Below are 19,075 nucleotides of genomic sequence, written 5' to 3'. Positions count from 1 at the left end.
CACCCGGCCCGGCGGGGACGTCGGGCGGAACGCCGGCCGGCGGGACGTCGGGCGAGGGCGGGCAAGCCACAGCCGTGCTGACCAAGCCCGCCGACACGGGCACCGACACCCCGCCGCCGTCCTTCGGCATGGTCCTGACGCTGATCGTCACCCCGATCCTGCTGATCCTCCTCGGCACCATCGGCCAGAACACGCTCACCGAGGGCTCCACTCTGCGTGCCGTACTCACCGTCCTGGGCGCCCCGATGGTGGCCCTGCTCATCGACGTCGCCCTGTGCGGTTACTTCCTGGGCGCCCGCCGTGGCTGGAACCGAGCGCGCATTGCCGAGGTCATGGGCTCGGCACTGCCGCCGGTCGCGATGGTGATCCTGGTCGCCGGCGCGGGCGGCGTCTTCGGCAAGGTGCTGGTCGCCAGCGGCATCGGCGACGCCATCGCCGACGTCCTGGAGAGCACCGGCCTGCCCGTGCTGCTGCTGGCCTTCCTGACGTCCCTCGCCCTGCGCGGAGCCCAGGGGTCGGCGACCGTCGCCCTCATCACCACCGCCGGCATCCTCACCCCGCTGCTGGAGCGAGCCGACCTGTCCACCGGTCAGCTGTCGCTGGTGGCGCTGGCGATGGGCGGGGGAGCGCTCGCGCTGTCCCACATCAACGACGCCGGGTACTGGATGTTCACCAAGCTCGTCGGTCTCGACGTCGCGGCGGGACTCCGCACTTGGACGGTCCTGACGACCGTCATGGGGTGCGCGGGCTTCGCCCTCACCGCAGCCCTGTGGCCGCTGGTCTGACCTGGCGCGAGGACGTACGCGGCTGCCCGTCCGCCCCTCACCGGCCTGGACGGGCAGCTCCGTCGTGATGGGCGTACTGCACCGGGTGTCGGCCCAGGCTCGGTGCTCGGGTCGGACCACGGCGCCTGTGCCATCCTGACGATGAACGCACTCCCGTTTCCGGACACCCTCTGCCCGCGGCACCGTTCTGGTCGGCCCTTGTTGCCCGGTAGCCGGTAAGGAGGGAGGGTCCCTCAAGTGCACACCTCTTTGCGTGGCCGCCGCGGTCCTCACGGCGGCCCTGTCCGTGGCCGCTGGTCTGGCCTCTGCGGACAGGACGACGGGACCGAGGGCCCGGACACCCCCGGTCAGGACAGGCCGGCGATCGGCCTTCTGCTCCCGTCCAGCAACAGCAGATGCCCGCCATGATGGCCAGGGGGATCGAGGTCGTGATCCTCGACCCGGTCAACTCCAGGGCGCTCGGCCCCTCGGTGAAGGCCGCGCATGCCGCGGGCGTCCCGGTCGTCGCCTACGACCGTCTCGCCGAGGGACCGATCTCGGGCTACGTCTCCTTCGACAACGAACAGATCGGCCGGATCCAGGGCGAGGCGCTCCTCGAAGCCGTGGGCGACAAGGCGGACGACGGGCAGCTCGTCTGGCTGAGCGGCTTCGCGGACAACCTCAACTGGGCCGCGCGCAGCAAGGCCGCCCGGGCCGTCCTCGACGGCAAGGCGCAGATCGGCAAGGAGTAAGGCATCGACTCGCTGAGCTCTGCGGAGGCGCACGCCAAGATCACCGCGGCCATCGCCGCCCTGGGTCCCGACAACATCGTGGGCGTCCACGCGGCGAACGACAGCATCGCCTCCGGAGCCATCTCCGCCCTGAAGGCCGCCAAAGTCACGCTGTTACCGCCGGTCACGGGCCAGGAGCCCACCTCGCCGCCGTGCCGCGCATCATCGGCGGCGACCAGTACATGAGCGTGTACGGCACCCTCAGCGGGTCGTCACCGTCGAACACGGCCTGCGCCAGCTCGACTCCCGCGAGATCCCCCAGGGCGGGCACGAGCACGTCAGCCAGCTCCTGCGCCGTATCGACGACGTCCAGTGAGTCCCCGAACCGCATGGCGGCCTCGCGGGAGGGCTGAAGATGCCTGCGGGCGCGCAGCTGCTCGGTGGTGTCCATGAACAGCGCGCTCGCGGCGCGGTGAGGGGCCTGGACCGCGGTCGGGTCCAGGAGTCGGGTACCGCTCGGCCGCCACGGCGTCGCCGAGATCGGTGTCGTCTTCGGTCAGGCGGCCCGTGGCGGGCGGACGAGTTCCCCGGTCAGCACCAGTACCGGACCGTGCGCGGGGTCCGCGGGGCGGGACAGAAGAGCGCACAGGGTGTCGGCGATCGCCGTCCGGTACGCGTCCGTGCCGATCGACGGGCTGGGCATGACGGTGTGGACGGCTACTCGGGGTGCCAGTTCGGCCGCCAGCCATTCGGTGAGCTCGGTCAGTCCGGCCAGGGCCGCGTCCTGTGGCCCGCCGCGGACCACGTCCGCGACCACGTTGACGACCGACCCACCGTGCGTGGCCATCCACCGCCGGTAGGCCCGCTGCACACACGCCAACGGCATCACGAGATCCCTGTGCAGGACGGCGCGGAGAGGCAGGGGGTCCAGTTCCATGAGCAGGCCCGGAACGGGGCGGGCGGCGATCAGGTTCACGACATGGTCGAGACGGCCGAAGCGGTCGATGACCGCGTCGACGGCCTGACCGACTTCGGCGGGGTCCTCCGGGCCACACGGCACGGTGAGCACAGCGGGTTCCGCCGTCGCGCGTGGGCCGCTGCTCCCGGCCATGGTGCCGGGTGCGGTGCCGGTCACCGCCACCCGGACGCCCCGGGCCTGCCGGGTGACAAGGTCTGCGTCCATCTTTGCTCCGACGTTTCTCTCCTGCTGAAGGGTCGCCTCCCCTCACGAGACGCCCCGGCGCGTCCAGGCGGTCCGGTCGGAACGCGCACCGGAGGGTGCGGTAGGGCTCCGGAAACAGCTTCTGCGCGGCCTATTGACGCGATTGGGGCAGGGAAATAGCCTCCGCTTGCTTTGTTCGGCACACGGACAGTTGTTCGCATTGCGCACAAGATTTGCGCAGATGATTCCTCTCGTCAGGAGGCCCCATGCAAAGGCGCGTTCTCGGGCTTGCCATAGCGGTGGTGACGGTCGCAGCCGCGGCCGGATGCGGATCTTCTTCCGGGACCGGTGGTTCCTCCTCCTCGGGCGGGGAAGAGGCCACGCAGGTCAAGGTGGGGATCATTCCGATCGTCGACGTGGCGCCGTTGTACCTGGGGCAGAAGAAGGGGTTCTTCAGCAGCCGGGGCATCGACCTGAAGATGGAAGCCGCCCAGGGCGGCGCCGCGATCATCCCTGGTGTGGTGAGCGGTCAGTTCCAGTTCGGTTTCAGCAATGTCACCTCGTTGATGATCGCCCAGACCAAGGGTGTGCCGATCAAGTCCGTGGTCAACGGGACCGCTTCGACCGGTGACACCGGCAAGGACATCAGCGCGGTGGCCGTCAAGAAGGACAGCCCGATCAAGTCGGCCAAGGACCTCGTCGGCAAGACGGTGGCGGTGAACACGCTGCAGAACATCGGGGACACCACGGTCCGCGAGACGGTGCGCAAGGACGGCGGTGACCCCTCGAAGGTCAAGTTCGTCGAGATGCCGTTCGACCAGATGCCGGCCGCGCTGGACGGCGGGCAGGTGGACGCCGCTTGGGTGGGCGAGCCCGCGCTGACCATCGCCAAGGGGCAGGGCGCGCGCGTCGTGGCGTCGCCGTTTGCGGAGACGGACCCCAAGCTCACCATCGCGACGTACTTCGCCTCCAGCGAGCTGACCCAGGAGAACCCCGACCTGGTGAAGAAGTTCACCGAGGCTGTGACCGAGTCGCTCGAGTACGCCGAGGAGCACCCGGAGGAGGCGCGTCAGATACTCACCACCTACACCAAGATCGACGCTGAGGTCCTGAAGAACCTGACCCTGCCCACCTGGTCGGCGCAGTACGACATGGCCTCCCTGGAGAAGTTGGCGTCCCTCGGTGAGGAGGACGGCATCTTCGGCGGCAAGAAGCCCGACCTGGACGCCCTGTTCTCATGACCGGGCCCGGGAGCACTCCTGTGCTGACGAAGACCGTCGGTGCCTCCGGGGCCGACAAGGGCCCCGGCGCGCCGGGCGGTGGCCGCGCCCGGCGCGCTCTGGAGGGAGCGGCCACCCCACTGCGCGGACTGGCGGGCCTGGCCGGGCTGGTGATACTGCTTCAGGTCCTGCCGCACAGCGGGCTGGTCTCCGCCGACTACCTTCCGCCCGCGTCGGAGATGGGCCGGGCTCTGTGGGGCCTGCTGGCCGAGGACGCGTTCTGGACCGCGTTGGGTGACACGCTGACCGGGTGGGGCCTGGGGCTGGCCATCGCTGTCGTGGCGGGCGTGATGGCCGGAATCGTGATCGGCTCCGTGCCCGTGCTGCGGGCCGTGACCGCCTCCACCATCGAATTCCTCAGGCCCATACCGTCCGTGGCGCTGATTCCGGTGGCGGTGCTCCTGTACGGCACCGACTTGAGGTCGAAGCTGCTGCTGGTGGTGTACGCCGCCTTCTGGCAGGTGCTCGTCCAGGTCCTGGCCGGCATGCAGGACGTCGACCCGGTCGCGGATGACACCGCCCGCAGCTATCGGATGGGTAGTTGGGGGCGGGTGCGGTACGTCATGTGGCCCACCGCGCTGCCGTATGTGATGACAGGTGTGCGGCTGGCCGCGACCGTGGCGCTCGTCCTCGCCATCACCGCGGAACTCGTCATCGGTTCACCCGGGCTGGGCAATCAGATCGCCGTGGCGCAGACGTCCGGCGCCGTGCCGCGAGTCTACGCCCTGGTCCTGGTCACCGGGGTGCTGGGAGTCGCGGTCAACCTGGTGGCGCGGGCCGTCGAGCGGCGGGCGCTGCACTGGCATCAATCCATCCGAAGGGAGGGCTAGCCGGATGATCCGGACGACCGTCCTCACCATGGCCCGGCGAGTCTCGTTGGTCCTGGGCCTGCCCGCGGTCCTGTTCGCCGTGTGGTGGTTCGCCACCGCCGGCAGCACGGACTTCTACGTCCCGCCGCTGTCCACCATCCTGCAGAAGTTCGGAGAGGTCTGGACGGGGGAGCGGCTGCTGTCGGACGTCCTGCCCAGCCTGCTCCGCCTGACCGCGGGCTACCTCCTCGCCGTCGTCATCGGAGTCGGACTCGGGCTGGTGGTCGGCATGAGCCGTGTCGCGCGCGACGTCCTGGAGCCGGTCCTGGAACTCTTCCGGGCCATCCCACCCCCGGTACTGGTACCGGTGATCATGCTCTTCGCGGGCATCGGCGACACGATGAAGGTGCTCGTCATCGTCAGCGGCTGCATGTGGCCGGTTCTGCTGAACACCGTTGAGGGAGTTCGCGCGGTGGACGAGGTGCTCAGTGACACCTGCCGTTCGTACGGCATCACCGGCACCTCCCGACTCCGGCACCTGGTGCTGCGCTCGGCGAGCCCGCAGATCGTCACCGGCATGCGCCAGGCCCTGTCGATCGGGATCATCCTCATGGTCATCAGCGAGATGTTCGCCGCCAGCAACGGGCTCGGCTTCACCATCGTGCAGTTCCAGCGCTCCTTCGCCATTCCCGAGATGTGGAGCGGCGTCCTGTTGCTCGGCCTGCTCGGATTCCTCCTGTCGCTGCTCTTCCGATTCGCCGAGAACCGGGTCATGGCTTGGTACCAAGGCCTGCGCCGGGCTCAACGCAACACCTGACAAGGAGACGTCGATGCTCGACGTACGCAATCTGCAGAAGATCTACGCCGGACGAAACCGCAGCGTCGAAGCGCTGCGGAACCTGAGCTTCCATATCGGTGCCGGTGAACTCGTGTGCCTGGTCGGCCCGTCGGGGTGCGGGAAGACCACGCTGCTGAAGTGCATGGCTGGACTGCTGGCACCCACCAGCGGCGAAGTCCGCCTGGACGGCCGCCCGGTGGACGGACCACCGCCCGGCATGGCGGTGGTCTTTCAGGAGTACGGCCGCTCCCTGTTCGCCTGGATGAACGTCCGCGACAACGTCGCCCTGCCCCTGCGCCGCAAGAAGCTCGGCAAGGCCCGCGAGCGGGAACTGGTGGACCACGCCCTGGAGGTCGTCGGCCTCGCCGACGCCCACCAGGCCTACCCCTGGCAGCTCTCCGGAGGAATGCAACAGCGCGTCGCCATCGCCCGGGCCGTCGCCTTCGAGCCGAAGGTGCTGCTCATGGACGAGCCCTTCGCGGCCGTCGACGCCCAGACGCGCGCCGAGTTGGAGGACCTCATCCGGCGTCTGTGGCACGAGCTGGGCGTCACCGTCCTGTTCGTCACCCACGACATCGACGAGGCGGTCTACCTTGGCCAGCGCACCATCATCCTGTCCGCGTCGCCGACCGTGGTGCTGGAGGATCTGACGATCGATCTCCCTGACGAGCGCGACCAGTTGCACACCCGCTCCAGCACCCGCTTCGCCGAACTGCGCGCGCACGTCTACGAGCAGATCCAGCGCGCCAAGCACCACAACGGCGACACGGACCCCCCGATGGCCGACCGCAGTGACGAGCTCGCGCTGCAGAAGTCCGAGTCCTGACCCACCCTTCGACACAGGGACCACAGCGCATGGACGACAACGAATCCGGGCGGTATTTCGTGCAGTCCCTCGAACGAGGGATGGCGGTCATCCGTGCCTTCACCGCCGACACGCCCGCGATGACCCTCTCGGAGGTCGCCAGGAACACCGGCATGAGCCGTGCCACCGCACGGCGCTTCCTGCTGACCTTCACCGACCTGGGGTACATGGCCACCGACGGCCGCCACTTCCGCCTCACACCCCGTGTACTGGAACTGGGCTACGCCTACCTGTCCAGCATGTCCCTGGCAGAGATCGCCCAGCCCCATCTGGAGCAACTGGTCGCCGAGGTGCGCGAGTCCTCGTCAGTGGCGGTGCTTGACGAGGAGGACGTGGTGTACGTCAGCCGGGTACCCACCCGGCGGATCATGACGGTCTCCATCAGCATCGGGACCCGCTTCCCCGCCCATGCCACCTCCCTCGGCCGGGTCCTGCTCGCCCACCTCGACGAGACCCGGCTCCGGCACTACCTGGACACCGCCTCCTTGAAGCCGCTCACCGCCCACACCATTACCTCCACGGAGGCACTCGCCGCCGAACTGGAACAGGTGCGGGCCCAAGGGTGGTCCTTGGTGGACCAGGAACTCGAGCAGGGCCTGATATCGATCGGCGTACCCGTCCGGAACGAGACACGACGGGTGGTGGCAGGCATCAACCTCTCCACCCACGCCAGCCGGCGAACGCCGGACTCGATACGCCACGATCTGCTGCCGCCGCTCCTGGCCACCGCTGCGAACATCGAGGCCGAGCTGAAGGTCCCCGGCTAGCCGGTCCGGAGGCCATGCTCCCAGGAGCGGCCTCGGGTTGTGTGGCCGGAGCACACTGCCCTCCGTGACTAGCGGTCCCGTGAGCTCGTCGTGAACACCCGGACCTGTCGGCTCTCTGCCCTCACCAGGCATCATTCACTGCAGTGACGAGACAGCCGCCGCGGAGAGCCCATGACATCGCCCCACGCCCTGACGCCTGCCGACCTCACGGTGGCCGCCACGCCGCCGGAGGAGGCAGTGGCCCCTCTCATGCGGGGTATCGCCGTGCTGCGTGAGCTCACCGACGTCGGAGGGGCGGCCGGCCTCAGCGACCTGGGACGGGCCACCGGCCTGGCCCGCGCCACCGTCGATCGGGTCACCGGCACACTCGCTCACATGGGGTACGTGCGTATGGACGGCAGCAACGCCGTCCTGGCTCCCCGCCTGATGGAGTTGGGGAACGCGTACCTGGCCGCTCTTCGCCTTCCCGCCCTGTTGAGCGCGCACGCCGATGCCCTTGCCGACGAACTCGACGAGTCGGTGTCCCTCGCGGTGGCGGACGGTGACGGCATCCGGTTCATCCATCAGGCGATCCGCCGCCGCGCCCTGTCATTGAGCTTCCGCATCGGCGATCTGCTGCCTGCCGAACGCACCGCGCCGGGCCCGCTGCTGGCAACCGAGTGGAGTGCGCAGGACTGGGCACGGTGGCACAAGCGGCAGGCCGCCGACCCCGAGGACCTGGGCTTCCCGGCGATCCCCCCTCGATCGCACGGTGTCGCTGCCACGGACTTCGAAGAACGGGTGGAACGGGCGCGCGCCCATGGCTGGGCACTGGACGACCAGCTGATCGAGCCGGGCCTCGTCGCCGCAGCCGTTCCGGTTCGCACCCCGGACAGCCGGATCGCCTGCGTGGCGAGCGTCGTGAGCCATACGAGTCGGCACAGCGAGGACTCGTTGCGCGACTTTCTTCTCCCCAGACTCCGTGCCGCGGTGACCGTCATGGAGCGGGAGTTGGCCGACGCGCCGCCTCCGGCGCCGCCGAGCGAGAGCGCTCCCTCCGGGCTCGCCACCTGGACGAGCGTGTCCAAGCAGGAACTGGGCGGGGAGTTCATCGAATCCCTGGCCCGCGGCCTGACCGTGGTCACCGCGTTCGGCGAGGGCCGTGCGGAGCTGACCCTCTCCGAGGTCGCCGAGGCCACCGGCCTGTCCCGCGCCACGGCGCGCCGTGCCCTGATCACCCTGGAGCACCTCGGTTACATCACGCTGCACGGGCGGATCTTCCGGCTCACTCCAAGGGTCCTCGCCCTCGGTTTCCCACCACTGTCCAAGACGACACTCACCCGGATCGCGCCCCCACACCTCGCCGCTCTCACCCACAGGGTGGAGGACTCGACAACTCTGGCAGTGCTCACCGGTGACGATGTCCAGTGCACGGCCTCCGTCGCCGCGGGGCGCATCATGGACGTCGCCATAGCCGTGGGTGCGCGCGTGCCCGCCTATGTGACCTCCACGGGCCGGGTGCTGTTGGCGGGGCTGCCGGCCGAGGAGCGCTCTGTTCGGCTGGCGCGCGTGCGGATGGGGGCGCTGACCGCTCACACCGTCACCCGGTCCACCGACCTGGAGGCGATCCTGGAGCGAGTGCGCGAGGACGGTTATGCACTGGTCGATGAGGAGCTGGAAGAAGGCCTTCGCTCGATCGCCGTACCGGTGCGTGACCGCGACGGGAGCCCAGTCGCGGCGATCAACGTCACCATGCACAGCGGTCGCCGTTCGGCCGCTGAGTGCGTGACGAACATCTTGCCGGAACTGCGGGCCACGGCTGCTCGCATCGAGGTCGATCTGCACATAACCGGGCGATTCGTGCGAGTTCCGGCTGCCTGAACCACCAGGATGATCCGGCCCTCCGGTCCTCCGGCACCGCCCGCACCCGGCCGGTGAACTCCAGGCCGAGCAGCGGCGCCAGATCACGCTCCGGCCGGTGCAGCGCCGAGGCGAAGGCGGCGACGTCCTCGGGGCCGACCCGGAAGCCGGACAGGAAATCCAGCGTCGACTCCAGGCCCGCGGCGACCAGAAAGCCGCGTTCCGGCGGCAGGGCGCGGACGAAGAGGCTGAACGTGGCAGGCCGGGTCATCTCCTCACGCAGGTACGACATCACCATCGTGACCTCGTACAGATCAGTGGTGGTCACGTCGGACATCAGCGTCACCTCCACCTGACGCGGTTGCCCTCCTCCCCATGATCGAACGATGTCGGCGCCTGGTCACGCGGGAGCGGCCGGGAGTGTGTGGAGTGGCCGCTGTGGATCGAATGGAGGGAGGCTGGAGACAACGCGGAAGGGAGGAAGCCATGAAGGTCGGAGTGCTGACCGGCGGCGGCGACTGCCCCGGCCTCAACGCCGTGATCCGCAGCGTCGTCCGCAAGGGCATCCAGGAGTACGACTTCGACTTCGTCGGAGTGCGGGACGGCTGGCTCGGCGCGCTGGAGGGCAGGATCGTACCGCTGGACATCAGCAGCGTGCGGGGGATCCTTCCCCGCGGCGGAACCATCCTCGGCTCCTCCCGCACCAACCCGCTCAAGCACGACGACGGGGTGCAGCGCATCCAGGACAACCTCGCCGCGCACGGCGTGGACGCGCTCGTGGTCATCGGCGGCGAGGACACGCTCGGCGTGGCCACCGAACTGAGCCGTCAGGGGGTGAATCTGGTCGGCGTGCCGAAGACCATCGACAACGACGTGTCCGCCACGGACTTCACCTTCGGCTTCGACACGGCCGTCGGCATCGCGACCGAGGCCATCGACCGCCTGCACACCACCGCCGAGTCGCACATGCGCACCCTGGTGGTGGAGGTGATGGGGCGGCACTCCGGGTGGATCGCACTGCACGCCGGAGTCGCGGGCGGCGCCAACGTGATCCTCATCCCGGAGCGGCCGTTCGACATCGATCAGGTCTGTGAGCTGGTGAAGAGCCGCTTCCGGATCAACTATGCGCCGATCGTCGTGGCGGCCGAAGGGGCCGTCCCGAAAGAGGGGGAGCTGTTCCTCAGGGACCGGACGCTGGACGAGTACGGCCATGTGCGGCTGTCCGGCATCGGCGAGTGGCTGGCCCAGGAGATCTCGCGGCGCACGGGCAAAGACGCCCGCACCACCGTCCTCGGCCACATCCAGCGCGGTGGCACCCCGAGCGCCCTCGACCGCTGGCTGGCCACGCGCTTCGGGCTGCACGCCATCGACGCGGTCAAGGACGGTGACTACGGCAAGATGGTGGCCCTGCACGCCACCGAGATCGTCCGAGTACCCCTCGCCGATGCCACGGCGCGGACCAAGAAGGTCGATCCGTCCCTGTACGACGAGTTCGAGGTGTTCTTCGGCTGAGCCCGGCGGCATGGCCGCGGCACGCGGGCGCGAGTGGTGATCTGCATCTACGGTGGTCGAAGAGGGGCCGCGCCCCGTCGGGTCGACTGCAAAGGAGGCTGCCATGGAGGAGCAGTTCGTCTGGGTCACGACGCGCCGCCTTCGGCCGGGCACCCTGGAGGACTTCGAGACAGCATGGCGGCCGGACCCGTCCCCACAAGGGCTGCGCCGTGCTTTCGCGTACTGGTCCGAGGACGGACAGGAGATCACCGGGGTGTCGTTCTGGGACTCCAAGGAGACATGCGACTCCTGGCGAACCTCCGAGTCGGAGGCGCAGCGGCGTGCGGCCATGGCCCCGTACGTCGTCGAAGAGCGGGAAGGCTTCTACCGCGGCCGTGAACTCACCCTCCCCCACGGGTAGCCGTGGGCGAACAGGGCCAGTGGCCAGGTTTCCTTGCTGGTCAGGCAGCCATGGCGGGGTGCTTCTGGAGGGCCTGCTCGCCGGAGGTGCGGTTCATCAGTCCCAGCAGTCGTCCTTCCGGTGTGGTGACGACGACGGTCCTCACCCTGGCCTTCGCCATGCGCTCCAGGAGCGGGCCGAGCGGCTCGTTGGCCCGTACGGTCGCCGGGCCCGGGCGCATCACCTGTGCCACGCGGCCGTCTGGGTGAGCCTCGGCCTCGCGGTGCCGCAGCAGGCCGGTGACCACCTGCTCGTCGTCCACGACGACACCGACCTCTTGCCCCGCCTCACGCAACCTGTCCAGCACCAGGCCCACCGGCGCGTCGGCCCGGCAGGTGACCACCTGACGTCGGGCCACGTCCCCCGCCGACAGCATCCGTGCCGCCGGGCCTTCCGCGGGCAGCCCGGCCGCCAGCCAGTCCACCTTGCCCGGCACATAGTCGTACACCTCGCGGAAGCCGAGCTGCTCCAGGCGGGCCGCGGCCCGGGGGCTCATGTCGCACAGCCAGTCCCAGCAGTACACGACCACCGGCCGGTCCGGATCCAGCCGACTGCGCGCCTCGCGATCCAGATCCCGTAGCCACAGGTGTACGGCTCCGGGCAGATGCGCCTGGTCGTACTCCTCGCGCGGCAGCACCTCCACCAGTTGTGCCTGTTCCTCCTCGGCGAGCCGGCGCACCCTTTCTCGGTCCATCAAACGTGTCGGCATCGTTCCCACTTCCGCTCGTCCGAGAGCCCACAAGCCCTGCCTGGCACCTTGTCTCCGAGTTCCACAGAGCGGCTCGCCATACCCGCGCACCTCAGGATGCGCGCCACAGTCATCACCTACAGTCAACTCTGTGACAGTGAGTGATGGAACGTATGAGTTCGGGCCGTCGACCGGTCGTCTTCTGATCAAGACCAGCCGTGCCGGGCTCGGCCGGAAGGTGGGGCACGACCTCACGATCGAGGCGACCCGGTGGGTGGGGAACGCGGTGGTTGTCGCGAGTGACCCGGGGAATTCGTCGGTGACCGTGACGGTCGAGGCGGGGTCACTGAGCGTCCGGGAGGGCAAAGGAGGGCTCAAACCCCTCAGCGACGCCGACAAGGGGGAGATCAAACGGACGTTGGAGAGTGAGGCACTGCTGCACACCGCGGAGTACCCCACCGTCACCTTCCGCTCCACAGGCATCACCGGCACGCCCGAAGACTTCGAGATCACCGGGGACCTCACCATCAGGGGCCGGACCCAATCGGTCACCGTGCACGGCGGCAGCGACGGCGACGGCACGGTGTGCGGCTGGGCCACCGTCACCCAGTCCGCCTTCGGGATCAAGCCGTACACCGCGTTCATGGGCGCGCTGAAACTGGCCGACGACGTCCGGATCGAATACGCAGTGACCAAGCTCGAACCGCTGCCTGGCCCTGCCTCCGAGTAGCTGCGCCGCAGGCGTCGGCTTGCCGCTCCAGCGGGCGGCGCGCAGTCTGGGCCTTGTGACGCTCTCTCACGGCACGCTGGCGCACCGGCTGATCGCCGAGCATCTCGTCGACGGCCGGATGGAGCCGGGCCAGGAGATCGGGCTGCGGATCGACCAGACGCTCACCCAGGACGCCACCGGAACCCTGGTGATGCAGGAGCTGGAGGCGCTCGGCCTGGACCGGGTCCGTACCGAGGCCAGCGTCCAGTACGTCGACCACAATCTGCTCCAGGCGGACGAGCGCAACGCCGAGGACCACGCCTTCCTGCGCTCCGCCTGCCGCCGCTTCGGCATCTGGTACTCCAAGCCCGGCAACGGTGTCTCCCACCCCACGCACATGCAGTACTTCGGCATCCCCGGCAAGGCGCTGGCCGGGTCCGACTCGCACACCTGCGCCGCCGGGTCGCTCGGCATGCTCGCCCTGGGAACCGGGGGCCTGGAGGTGGCGCTCGCGATGGCCGGACGGCCCCTGCACGTGACCATGCCGGAGATCTGGGGAATCCGGCTGACCGGCCGGCTCCCGGAGTGGGTGAGCGCCAAGGACGTGGTGCTGGAGCTGCTGCGGCGGCATGGTGTGAAGGGGGCGGTCAACCGGATCCTGGAGTACCACGGGCCGGGGCTGGAGCAACTGTCCGCCATGGACCGGCACGTCATCGCCAACATGGGCGCCGAGCTGGGCGCGACCACCTCCGTCTTCCCCGCCGACGCCGCCGTACGGGACTTCCTGCGCGCCGAGGAGCGTGAGGCCGACTTCCGTGAGCTGGCCGCCGAGCCGGACGCGGTCTATGACCTGACCGACGAGATCGACCTGTCCGCGCTCGAACCGCTCATCGCCCGCCCCACCTCGCCCGGCAACGTCGTCCCGGTGCGCGAGGTCGCGGGCGAGCCCATCGGGCAGGCGGTCATCGGCTCCTCGGCCAATCCGGGACTGCGCGACTTTGCCATCGCCGCCGCCATCGTCGTCGGTCGCCAGACCCACGCCGCCGTCAGCTTCGACGTCAACCCCACCTCCCGTGAGATCCTCGCGGACCTCACCAGGACGGGCTCCACGTTCGATCTGATCGCCGCCGGGGCCCGGATCCACCAGGCCGGCTGCCTCGGCTGCATCGGCATGGGCCAGGCCCCGGCACCCGGCCGAAACAGCCTGCGCACGTTCCCGCGCAACTTCCCCGGCCGCTCCGGAACCGAGGAGGACGCGGTGTGGCTGTGCTCGCCGGAGACGGCCGCGGTCTCCGCCCTCACCGGTGAGATCACCGACCCCCGCGACTGGGCGGCCAAGGAGAGCGTGCCGTATCCGCGCCTGCGCCTGCCCGAACACGCATCGGTCAACCGCGCCATGTTCGAGCCGCCGCTGCCGCCCGAGCAGGCCGCCCGCATCGAACTGGAACGCGGGCCCAACATCTCCGGCCTGCCCGACTTCGAACCGCTGCCCGACGTACTGGCCGGCCCCGTCCTGCTCAAGTGCGGCGACAACGTCTCCACCGACGAGATCTCACCGGCCGGGGCGAAGGCGCTGCCGTACCGCTCCAACATCCCCAAGCTCGCCGAGTTCACCTTCACCCGCCTCGACCCCGACTACCCCCGGCGCGCCGCCGACCTCGCCACCGACAGCAGGACCGGCCAGCACTTCGTCGTCGGAGGGGAGAACTACGGCCAGGGCTCCTCTCGCGAGCACGCCGCGATCACCCCGCGCCACCTGGGGCTGCGCGCGGTCGTCGCCAAGTCCTACGCCCGCATCCACTGGCAGAACCTGGCCAACTTCGGCGTACTGCCCCTGGAGTTCGACCAACCCGCCGACTACGACCGCATCGACCCCGGCGACCGGCTACGGCTGGAGAACCTGCACGCCGCGCTCGCCCCCCGAGCCGAACCCCGTCTGCGGCTGCACAACACCACCAAGGACGAGACCTACCAGCTCCGCCACCGCCTCTCCGACGACCGCCGTCGCACCGTCGTGGCCGGCGGCATCATCCCGCGCCTCGCCGGTACTGACTCCTCGGGGGCGCCGTCGGCCACCCGATAGGTCTTGTCACCTTCCCCACCGCGTTCCGGGAGCGAGGATGGAAGGGAGGGAGTGAACATGGCACGGATCCTCGTGAAGGACGACGACCTCGTGGTGCGCTTGTCGTGGCGGGAGAAGGCCGCTGTGCACCGCGGAAGCGTGCGCGTGCCGCTGGCGGCTGTACGCCGGGTGACGGTGGAACCCGACTGGTGGCGTGCCCTGCGCGGAGTGGCTCTGCACGGCGTCTGGATTCCCGGCGTGCTGTGCGTCGGCATCCGGGGCAACCCCGGCGGACAGGACTTCGTGGCGGTACGGCCCGGAAGTCCCGTGGTGTGCGTCGAACTGCGGCCCACGGCTCCCTTCAGCTTCCTCGCCGTCTCGGTGCGGGACGATGTGGAGGCCACGGCGCAGCGGCTGCGGCGTCTCGCACCGGACATCGACGCGTCCACCCCCTGGCGGCAGCCCCTTCCCGTCGCCGAGGAGACGGAGACGTCCTGGAAAGAGCTGGCAGTGAAAACACTGAGGTGAGCGACGTTGGGCCAGGGGTGAGAGGGGCCCCGGTGCCGACTGCTCCTGGGATACGCGCCGTAGGACATCACGGGTCCTGCTCGTCGGCGCGGCTTCGATGAGGCAGCCCGGTCGGCGCGTGAACCGGAGCAAGGAGGGATTCTCATGAGGCTGTACTTCCTCGACACCCTGTATGCCCGGCCGGGCCCGTACGCCTCCGTCTACGTGGATACCTCGCGGGATATCGACGACCCGGACAGGGCGATCGAGCTGCACCGGCGCCACGCGCGCTCGGACCTCATCGAGCTCGGCGCCGACCCGGCCACCGCCGACGCCTCCGCCGCTGCCGTAGGGACCGACGCCGACCTGCCCGGCCGCCACGGCCAGGCCCTCTTCGCCACGCATGGCGAACTGGTCCTCAGCGAGGAACTGCCGCAACCTCCACCTCTGGACAGGACCAGTTACGCCTCGCTTCCCGACGCCCTGCCCCTGGCGCTGCAGCATGCCCCCGACATCCCCTATGCCGCCGCCGTCCTGACCCGCCTCGCACCCGAGAACAGCCACACGGCCTCCGAAGACCTCCACGTGAAGCTGCAGACCGGACGCTGGCCCAGCAGCTCCGTCGCCCCCCGGGCTCTCACCCACCTGCACATACCGATCGACCAGTGGCACCGGGAGGCCGGGCGGCTCGTCGACGAGCTGACCCACCTCGTCGACCTCGGCCACGCCGACACTCTCGTGCTCTGCGGGGACACCTGGGCCCGCGGCATCCTGGTCAGCCGCCTACCCGCCCCCGTACGCAATCGCATCGCCACCGTCCCCGGCAACGGACAGGACGTCGAGACCGGCCGGGCCCTGCTGGAGCCCCAGCTCACCACCCTCTTCCGTGGCCGCCTCTCCGCCCACGACCGCGACCGGCTGCAGAGCTTCGCCGCCCAGCGCGCCCGCCATGCCGCCGGCGAGGGCCTGCCCGCCGCCGTCGCCGCCCTGCAACGCGGCCAGGCCGATGCCCTCGTGGTCAACCAACCCGTCGAGGAATGGCCGCCGCTCTGGCTCGGCACCGACCCCGACCAGATCGCACTGTCCGCCGACGACCTGCAAACCTTCGGCGCCACGGGCCACGAGGAGCAGCCCGCCGGCGCCGCCCTGCTGTACGCCACTGTCACCACCGGTGCCGAACTGATCGTCGTCCCCCGAGACGAGACGCCTCTTGAGGACGGCATCGGAGTGCTCCTGCGCTACTGACTGCGGGCTGGTCGTGACGACGTGGCCGCAGCCGTGCGAACGGCACTGACCGGCGGCTTCCGCCCGCCGTGCGACGGCCGATCAGCCCCTTCATCCACTCGGGTCGAATCTTCGAACGGGGATTCGCTCATGGCTGTGGATCTGCCTCATGAGCCGAGGCGGCACATGATGAGGACGTGTCTCCCGTGAGCAGGAGGAACGCGGCATGGCTAAGTCGGACGCGGGTGGTGTCGGCGACATGGCGAGCGGCAAGTCGAGGTTCGAGGACATCTACGACCGGCCAGATCCCCGGGCGTACTTCGCCCGACTGGCCCCGCTGGAGTACGAGATCCCGCACCACGCCCAGCGCGTCTTCAGACAGGTGGCCGCCGAGCGGACCGCACTCGACGACGGCAGGCCCGGCAGGCCGGTGGTGCTGGATGTGTGCTGTTCCTACGGCATCAATGCCGCCCTGCTCAACCACAGAATGACGCTGGCGGAGCTGTACGAGCGGTACACGTCGGACGCGGCGCGGGCCATGTCGACGGCGGAACTGACCGCCTGGGACAAGAGGTTCTACGCCGAGCGGCGCCGACCGGACGCCGTTCCGGTCTACGGCCTGGACGTCGCAGCCCGCGCGGTGCGCTACGCCCAGGAGGTCGGGCTCCTGGACGCAGCCTTCAGTGACGATCTCGAAAAGGAACCGCCTGGCCCTCGGCTGAGACAGGCGCTTGCGGACATCGGATTGATCACTCTGACAGGCGGTGGCAGCTACGTCACGGAGCGGACGTTCGCGGCACTGATGGAGGGTGCGCGGCGCCCGGTATGGGTGAGCGCGTTTGTGCTGCGGACCGTGCCGTACGAGGCGGTCGCGCGCACGCTTGCCGAGCATGGGTTGCACACCGTGGCTGACACGTCCCGCACCTATCCGCAGCGGCTGTTCACGGACGAGCGCGAGCAACGGTTCGCGATCGGTGCGGCGCGGTCCTTGGGCTTGGAGCCCGCCGGGCGAGAGGCGGCCGGGCGCTTCCACTGTGTGCACTACGAGTCCCGACCCAGTGCACCCTGACGACCAGAGTCCTGCCCCGGGTGGAGCCGCACAGTGGGGTGCTCGCACCGGCCGTCAGGTCGGGTGGCCGCGCCTCTGGCCGAGGCCGCTGTTCCAGGGCGTCGAGGTGAGCCAGGCGAGCACCCGGTTGATGTCGGACGAGGACACGATGCCCACAAGTCGGCCTTCCTCGATCACCAGTGCGCGGCGCGCGGGCGAACTCTCCAGCTTGAGCAGCAGACCGCCCAGGGGGTCGTCGGGACCGGTGGTGACGACCTCGTCCAGGGGGAACATGGCGTCCGCGACGGTGGCGTCCGTCCCGTCCCGCTCCGCGATCTCCTGGGCACGATGCACGGTCACCAGTCCCACCGGCGTCGCGTCGTCTTCCGACATCACAGGGAACGCGGAGTGCCGGTAGCGGAACGCGGGGTCCTGCAACAGTTCCGCGAGGGTCAGCCCGGCGCGAGCGGACACCGGATCGGGTGTCATGGCCTGGCGCACGGAGACCCGGTTCAGGGTTTCCTTCGTCTGTGCCTGCCCTCCTTCGACCGTCGCGGCGGCGATGAGGAACCAGCCGATGAGCGCCAGCCAGAGCCCGCCGAGCCCGCCCAGGAGGACCTCGTAGAGGCCCAGCACCACGAGGGCCCAGCCCAGGACACGGCCGGCGGCGGTGGCGACCGACGTGGCCCGCAGCCGGTTTCCGGTACGCCACCACACGAACGCCCGCAGCAGCCGCCCGCCGTCGAGCGGAGCGGCCGGGAGGGCGTTGAACACGGCGAGCAGCACATTGATCCCGGCCAGCCACGCCGCCGCCTCGACGGGGAGGCCGGACAGCCCCAGTGCCGCCAGCACGGCCGCCAGCGCCGCGAACACGATGCCCAGCACCAGGCTGACCAGCGGACCCACCCCCGCGACCCGCAGCTCGGCACCGGGACTGGGCGCCTCGTCCTTGAGCCGGGCGGCGCCGCCGAGCAGCCACAGCGTGATGCTGTCCGCCTCCATGTCATTGCGGCGGGCGACGACCACGTGGGCGACCTCATGGGCCAGCAGCGACCCGAAGAACACCAGGGCCGTGAGGATGCCCACCAGCCAGTACTGCCAGTCGGGCCGGTCTGGGTGGGCCTCGGGCAGTCGGCCTTCCGACAGGCCCACCGCGATGATCAGGAAGATGACCAGAACGCTCCAGTGGACGCCGACACGGATGCCGGCGATGCGTCCGAGGCGAAACGTCTCATGCACCGGTCTCACCGTTCAAATACCGTCGTGCCGCCCTGCGGCCTTCACGCTCCAGGACCCGTCGGGGCAGGCAGACGCCCTGGCGGGTACCCGCCAGGGAAAACCTCCACACGTCAGGCCCGCGTGGACGTCCCTTCCAGGGCTCAGTCCTCAACGGACCGGGCGTCCGGCGTGGGCCACGTGTCGACGGCAGTGGATGTGTCTTGCGCTGGGCGATCAACGCGCCAAGGGCGGTGCTGCGGCCGTGAGCAGGTCGGCCGCGCTGAACATGAAGATGTCGACGCTGAATGCGATGCCGACGTCGGCCAAAGTCGTCTCGGTGCCGGGAGATGTGGGCGAGTGCGTGCTCGGTGGCTGGTCTCACATCCCGTTGGTGTTCCCGGCCGGAGCCGGAGCTGAGTGCCTGCCCACCCTCTGACCCCAGTGATCAGGATGGACGGCGACCGTGCCGATGTGGCACAGCCCGGGGATGGTCGGGCCGCTGCCGCCGTCTTGACGGCCGCTCATGGCGGCTGCGAGGCCGATCGGATGGCCCTGCGCCGTCTGTGCGACGAAGAAGAACGCGCGGCCTCGATGTCAGCCGCGGTTCCGGGAC

Annotated in this window: 19 protein-coding genes and 2 pseudogenes; 15 read left to right on the top strand and 6 right to left on the bottom strand. The window is 69.7% G+C overall.

Translation table 11 applies throughout. From position 1 onward, the window contains the following. Both H4N64_RS37210 and H4N64_RS37205 read left to right on the top strand, forming a co-directional pair. The coding region (locus tag H4N64_RS37210) for a GntT/GntP/DsdX family permease (protein ID WP_260860206.1) at positions 1–785 on the top strand (785 nt) is incomplete at its 5' end. Positions 786–1,078: 293 nt separating this feature from the next. Next, positions 1,079–1,516, top strand: coding sequence for a substrate-binding domain-containing protein (locus H4N64_RS37205; RefSeq protein ID WP_336246913.1), 438 nt, complete (start codon positions 1,079–1,081; stop codon positions 1,514–1,516). Between the two features lie 163 nt (positions 1,517–1,679). Here the strand turns inward: H4N64_RS37205 and H4N64_RS37200 are convergent, their stop codons facing one another. Both H4N64_RS37200 and H4N64_RS37195 read right to left on the bottom strand, forming a co-directional pair. Then, entirely contained in the window at positions 1,680–1,946 is a 267-nt protein-coding gene (locus H4N64_RS37200; protein WP_186287016.1) for a hypothetical protein, read from the bottom strand. A 105-nt stretch (positions 1,947–2,051) separates the two neighbouring features. Then, the gene (locus tag H4N64_RS37195; protein ID WP_186287015.1) at positions 2,052–2,678 is read right to left on the bottom strand and encodes an SDR family oxidoreductase; all 627 of its coding nucleotides are present in this window, start codon (positions 2,676–2,678) and stop codon (positions 2,052–2,054) included. A gap of 245 nt (positions 2,679–2,923) precedes the next feature. On the opposite strand from H4N64_RS37195, the gene H4N64_RS37190 reads away from it, so the two are divergent. From H4N64_RS37190 to H4N64_RS37165, 6 genes are all read left to right on the top strand, one after another. Then, positions 2,924–3,898 (top strand): ABC transporter substrate-binding protein, encoded by a 975-nt coding sequence (locus tag H4N64_RS37190; protein WP_186287014.1) that lies wholly within the window; start codon positions 2,924–2,926, stop codon positions 3,896–3,898. A 98-nt stretch (positions 3,899–3,996) separates the two neighbouring features. After that, positions 3,997–4,767, top strand: coding sequence for an ABC transporter permease (locus H4N64_RS37185; protein WP_186287021.1), 771 nt, complete (start codon positions 3,997–3,999; stop codon positions 4,765–4,767). Positions 4,768–4,771: 4 nt separating this feature from the next. Beyond that, positions 4,772–5,563 (top strand): ABC transporter permease, encoded by a 792-nt coding sequence (locus tag H4N64_RS37180; RefSeq protein ID WP_186287013.1) that lies wholly within the window; start codon positions 4,772–4,774, stop codon positions 5,561–5,563. A 13-nt stretch (positions 5,564–5,576) separates the two neighbouring features. Next, entirely contained in the window at positions 5,577–6,410 is an 834-nt protein-coding gene (locus tag H4N64_RS37175) for an ABC transporter ATP-binding protein (RefSeq protein WP_186287012.1), read from the top strand. A 29-nt stretch (positions 6,411–6,439) separates the two neighbouring features. Beyond that, positions 6,440–7,216, top strand: coding sequence for an IclR family transcriptional regulator domain-containing protein (locus H4N64_RS37170; protein WP_186287011.1), 777 nt, complete (start codon positions 6,440–6,442; stop codon positions 7,214–7,216). A 171-nt stretch (positions 7,217–7,387) separates the two neighbouring features. Further along, positions 7,388–9,076 carry an IclR family transcriptional regulator domain-containing protein gene (locus H4N64_RS37165; RefSeq protein ID WP_260860204.1) on the top strand — a complete coding sequence of 563 codons (1,689 nt, stop codon included), beginning with the start codon at positions 7,388–7,390 and terminating at the stop codon, positions 9,074–9,076. A 22-nt stretch (positions 9,077–9,098) separates the two neighbouring features. Here the strand turns inward: H4N64_RS37165 and H4N64_RS37160 are convergent. Beyond that, positions 9,099–9,392: pseudogene (locus tag H4N64_RS37160) on the bottom strand (nicotinate phosphoribosyltransferase); the annotation flags it as partial. Positions 9,393–9,541: 149 nt separating this feature from the next. Between H4N64_RS37160 and H4N64_RS37155 the strand changes: the two are divergent. After that, positions 9,542–10,567: a 6-phosphofructokinase gene (locus H4N64_RS37155; RefSeq protein ID WP_186287010.1), complete on the top strand. Its 1,026-nt coding sequence runs from the start codon at positions 9,542–9,544 to the stop codon at positions 10,565–10,567. A gap of 103 nt (positions 10,568–10,670) precedes the next feature. After that, positions 10,671–10,967: a hypothetical protein gene (locus tag H4N64_RS37150; RefSeq protein ID WP_186287009.1), complete on the top strand. Its 297-nt coding sequence runs from the start codon at positions 10,671–10,673 to the stop codon at positions 10,965–10,967. 40 nt (positions 10,968–11,007) lie between these two features. Here the strand turns inward: H4N64_RS37150 and H4N64_RS37145 are convergent, their stop codons facing one another. Continuing rightward, positions 11,008–11,715 carry a rhodanese-like domain-containing protein gene (locus tag H4N64_RS37145; protein ID WP_186287008.1) on the bottom strand — a complete coding sequence of 236 codons (708 nt, stop codon included), beginning with the start codon at positions 11,713–11,715 and terminating at the stop codon, positions 11,008–11,010. A 130-nt stretch (positions 11,716–11,845) separates the two neighbouring features. On the opposite strand from H4N64_RS37145, the gene H4N64_RS37140 reads away from it, so the two are divergent. The 5 genes from H4N64_RS37140 to H4N64_RS37120 all read left to right on the top strand — a co-directional run bounded on the left by H4N64_RS37140 (position 11,846) and on the right by H4N64_RS37120 (position 17,265). After that, positions 11,846–12,424 (top strand): YceI family protein, encoded by a 579-nt coding sequence (locus H4N64_RS37140; RefSeq protein ID WP_186287007.1) that lies wholly within the window; start codon positions 11,846–11,848, stop codon positions 12,422–12,424. A 55-nt stretch (positions 12,425–12,479) separates the two neighbouring features. Further along, entirely contained in the window at positions 12,480–14,486 is a 2,007-nt protein-coding gene (locus H4N64_RS37135) for an aconitate hydratase (RefSeq protein ID WP_336246912.1), read from the top strand. A 57-nt stretch (positions 14,487–14,543) separates the two neighbouring features. Beyond that, on the top strand, positions 14,544–14,993 hold the full coding sequence (locus H4N64_RS37130; RefSeq protein WP_186287006.1) for a hypothetical protein: 450 nt from the start codon (positions 14,544–14,546) through the stop codon (positions 14,991–14,993). Between the two features lie 144 nt (positions 14,994–15,137). Next, positions 15,138–16,217, top strand: coding sequence for a baeRF2 domain-containing protein (locus H4N64_RS37125; protein ID WP_186287005.1), 1,080 nt, complete (start codon positions 15,138–15,140; stop codon positions 16,215–16,217). A 205-nt stretch (positions 16,218–16,422) separates the two neighbouring features. Next, the gene (locus H4N64_RS37120; RefSeq protein ID WP_186287004.1) at positions 16,423–17,265 is read left to right on the top strand and encodes a hypothetical protein; all 843 of its coding nucleotides are present in this window, start codon (positions 16,423–16,425) and stop codon (positions 17,263–17,265) included. A 54-nt stretch (positions 17,266–17,319) separates the two neighbouring features. On the opposite strand, the gene H4N64_RS37115 is transcribed toward H4N64_RS37120, so the two are convergent. Together H4N64_RS37115 and H4N64_RS47025 are read right to left on the bottom strand one after the other, a co-directional pair. Beyond that, positions 17,320–18,483: a site-2 protease family protein gene (locus H4N64_RS37115; protein ID WP_186287003.1), complete on the bottom strand. Its 1,164-nt coding sequence runs from the start codon at positions 18,481–18,483 to the stop codon at positions 17,320–17,322. Between the two features lie 357 nt (positions 18,484–18,840). Then, positions 18,841–19,032 (bottom strand): annotated as a pseudogene (locus tag H4N64_RS47025) (hypothetical protein); the annotation flags it as partial. Positions 19,033–19,075 lie beyond the last annotated feature (43 nt).

It is taken from the genome of Streptomyces cupreus, assembly GCF_014257025.1.
Classification (GTDB): domain Bacteria; phylum Actinomycetota; class Actinomycetes; order Streptomycetales; family Streptomycetaceae; genus Streptomyces; species Streptomyces cupreus.
This window is presented reverse-complemented; position numbering and strand designations above follow the sequence as displayed.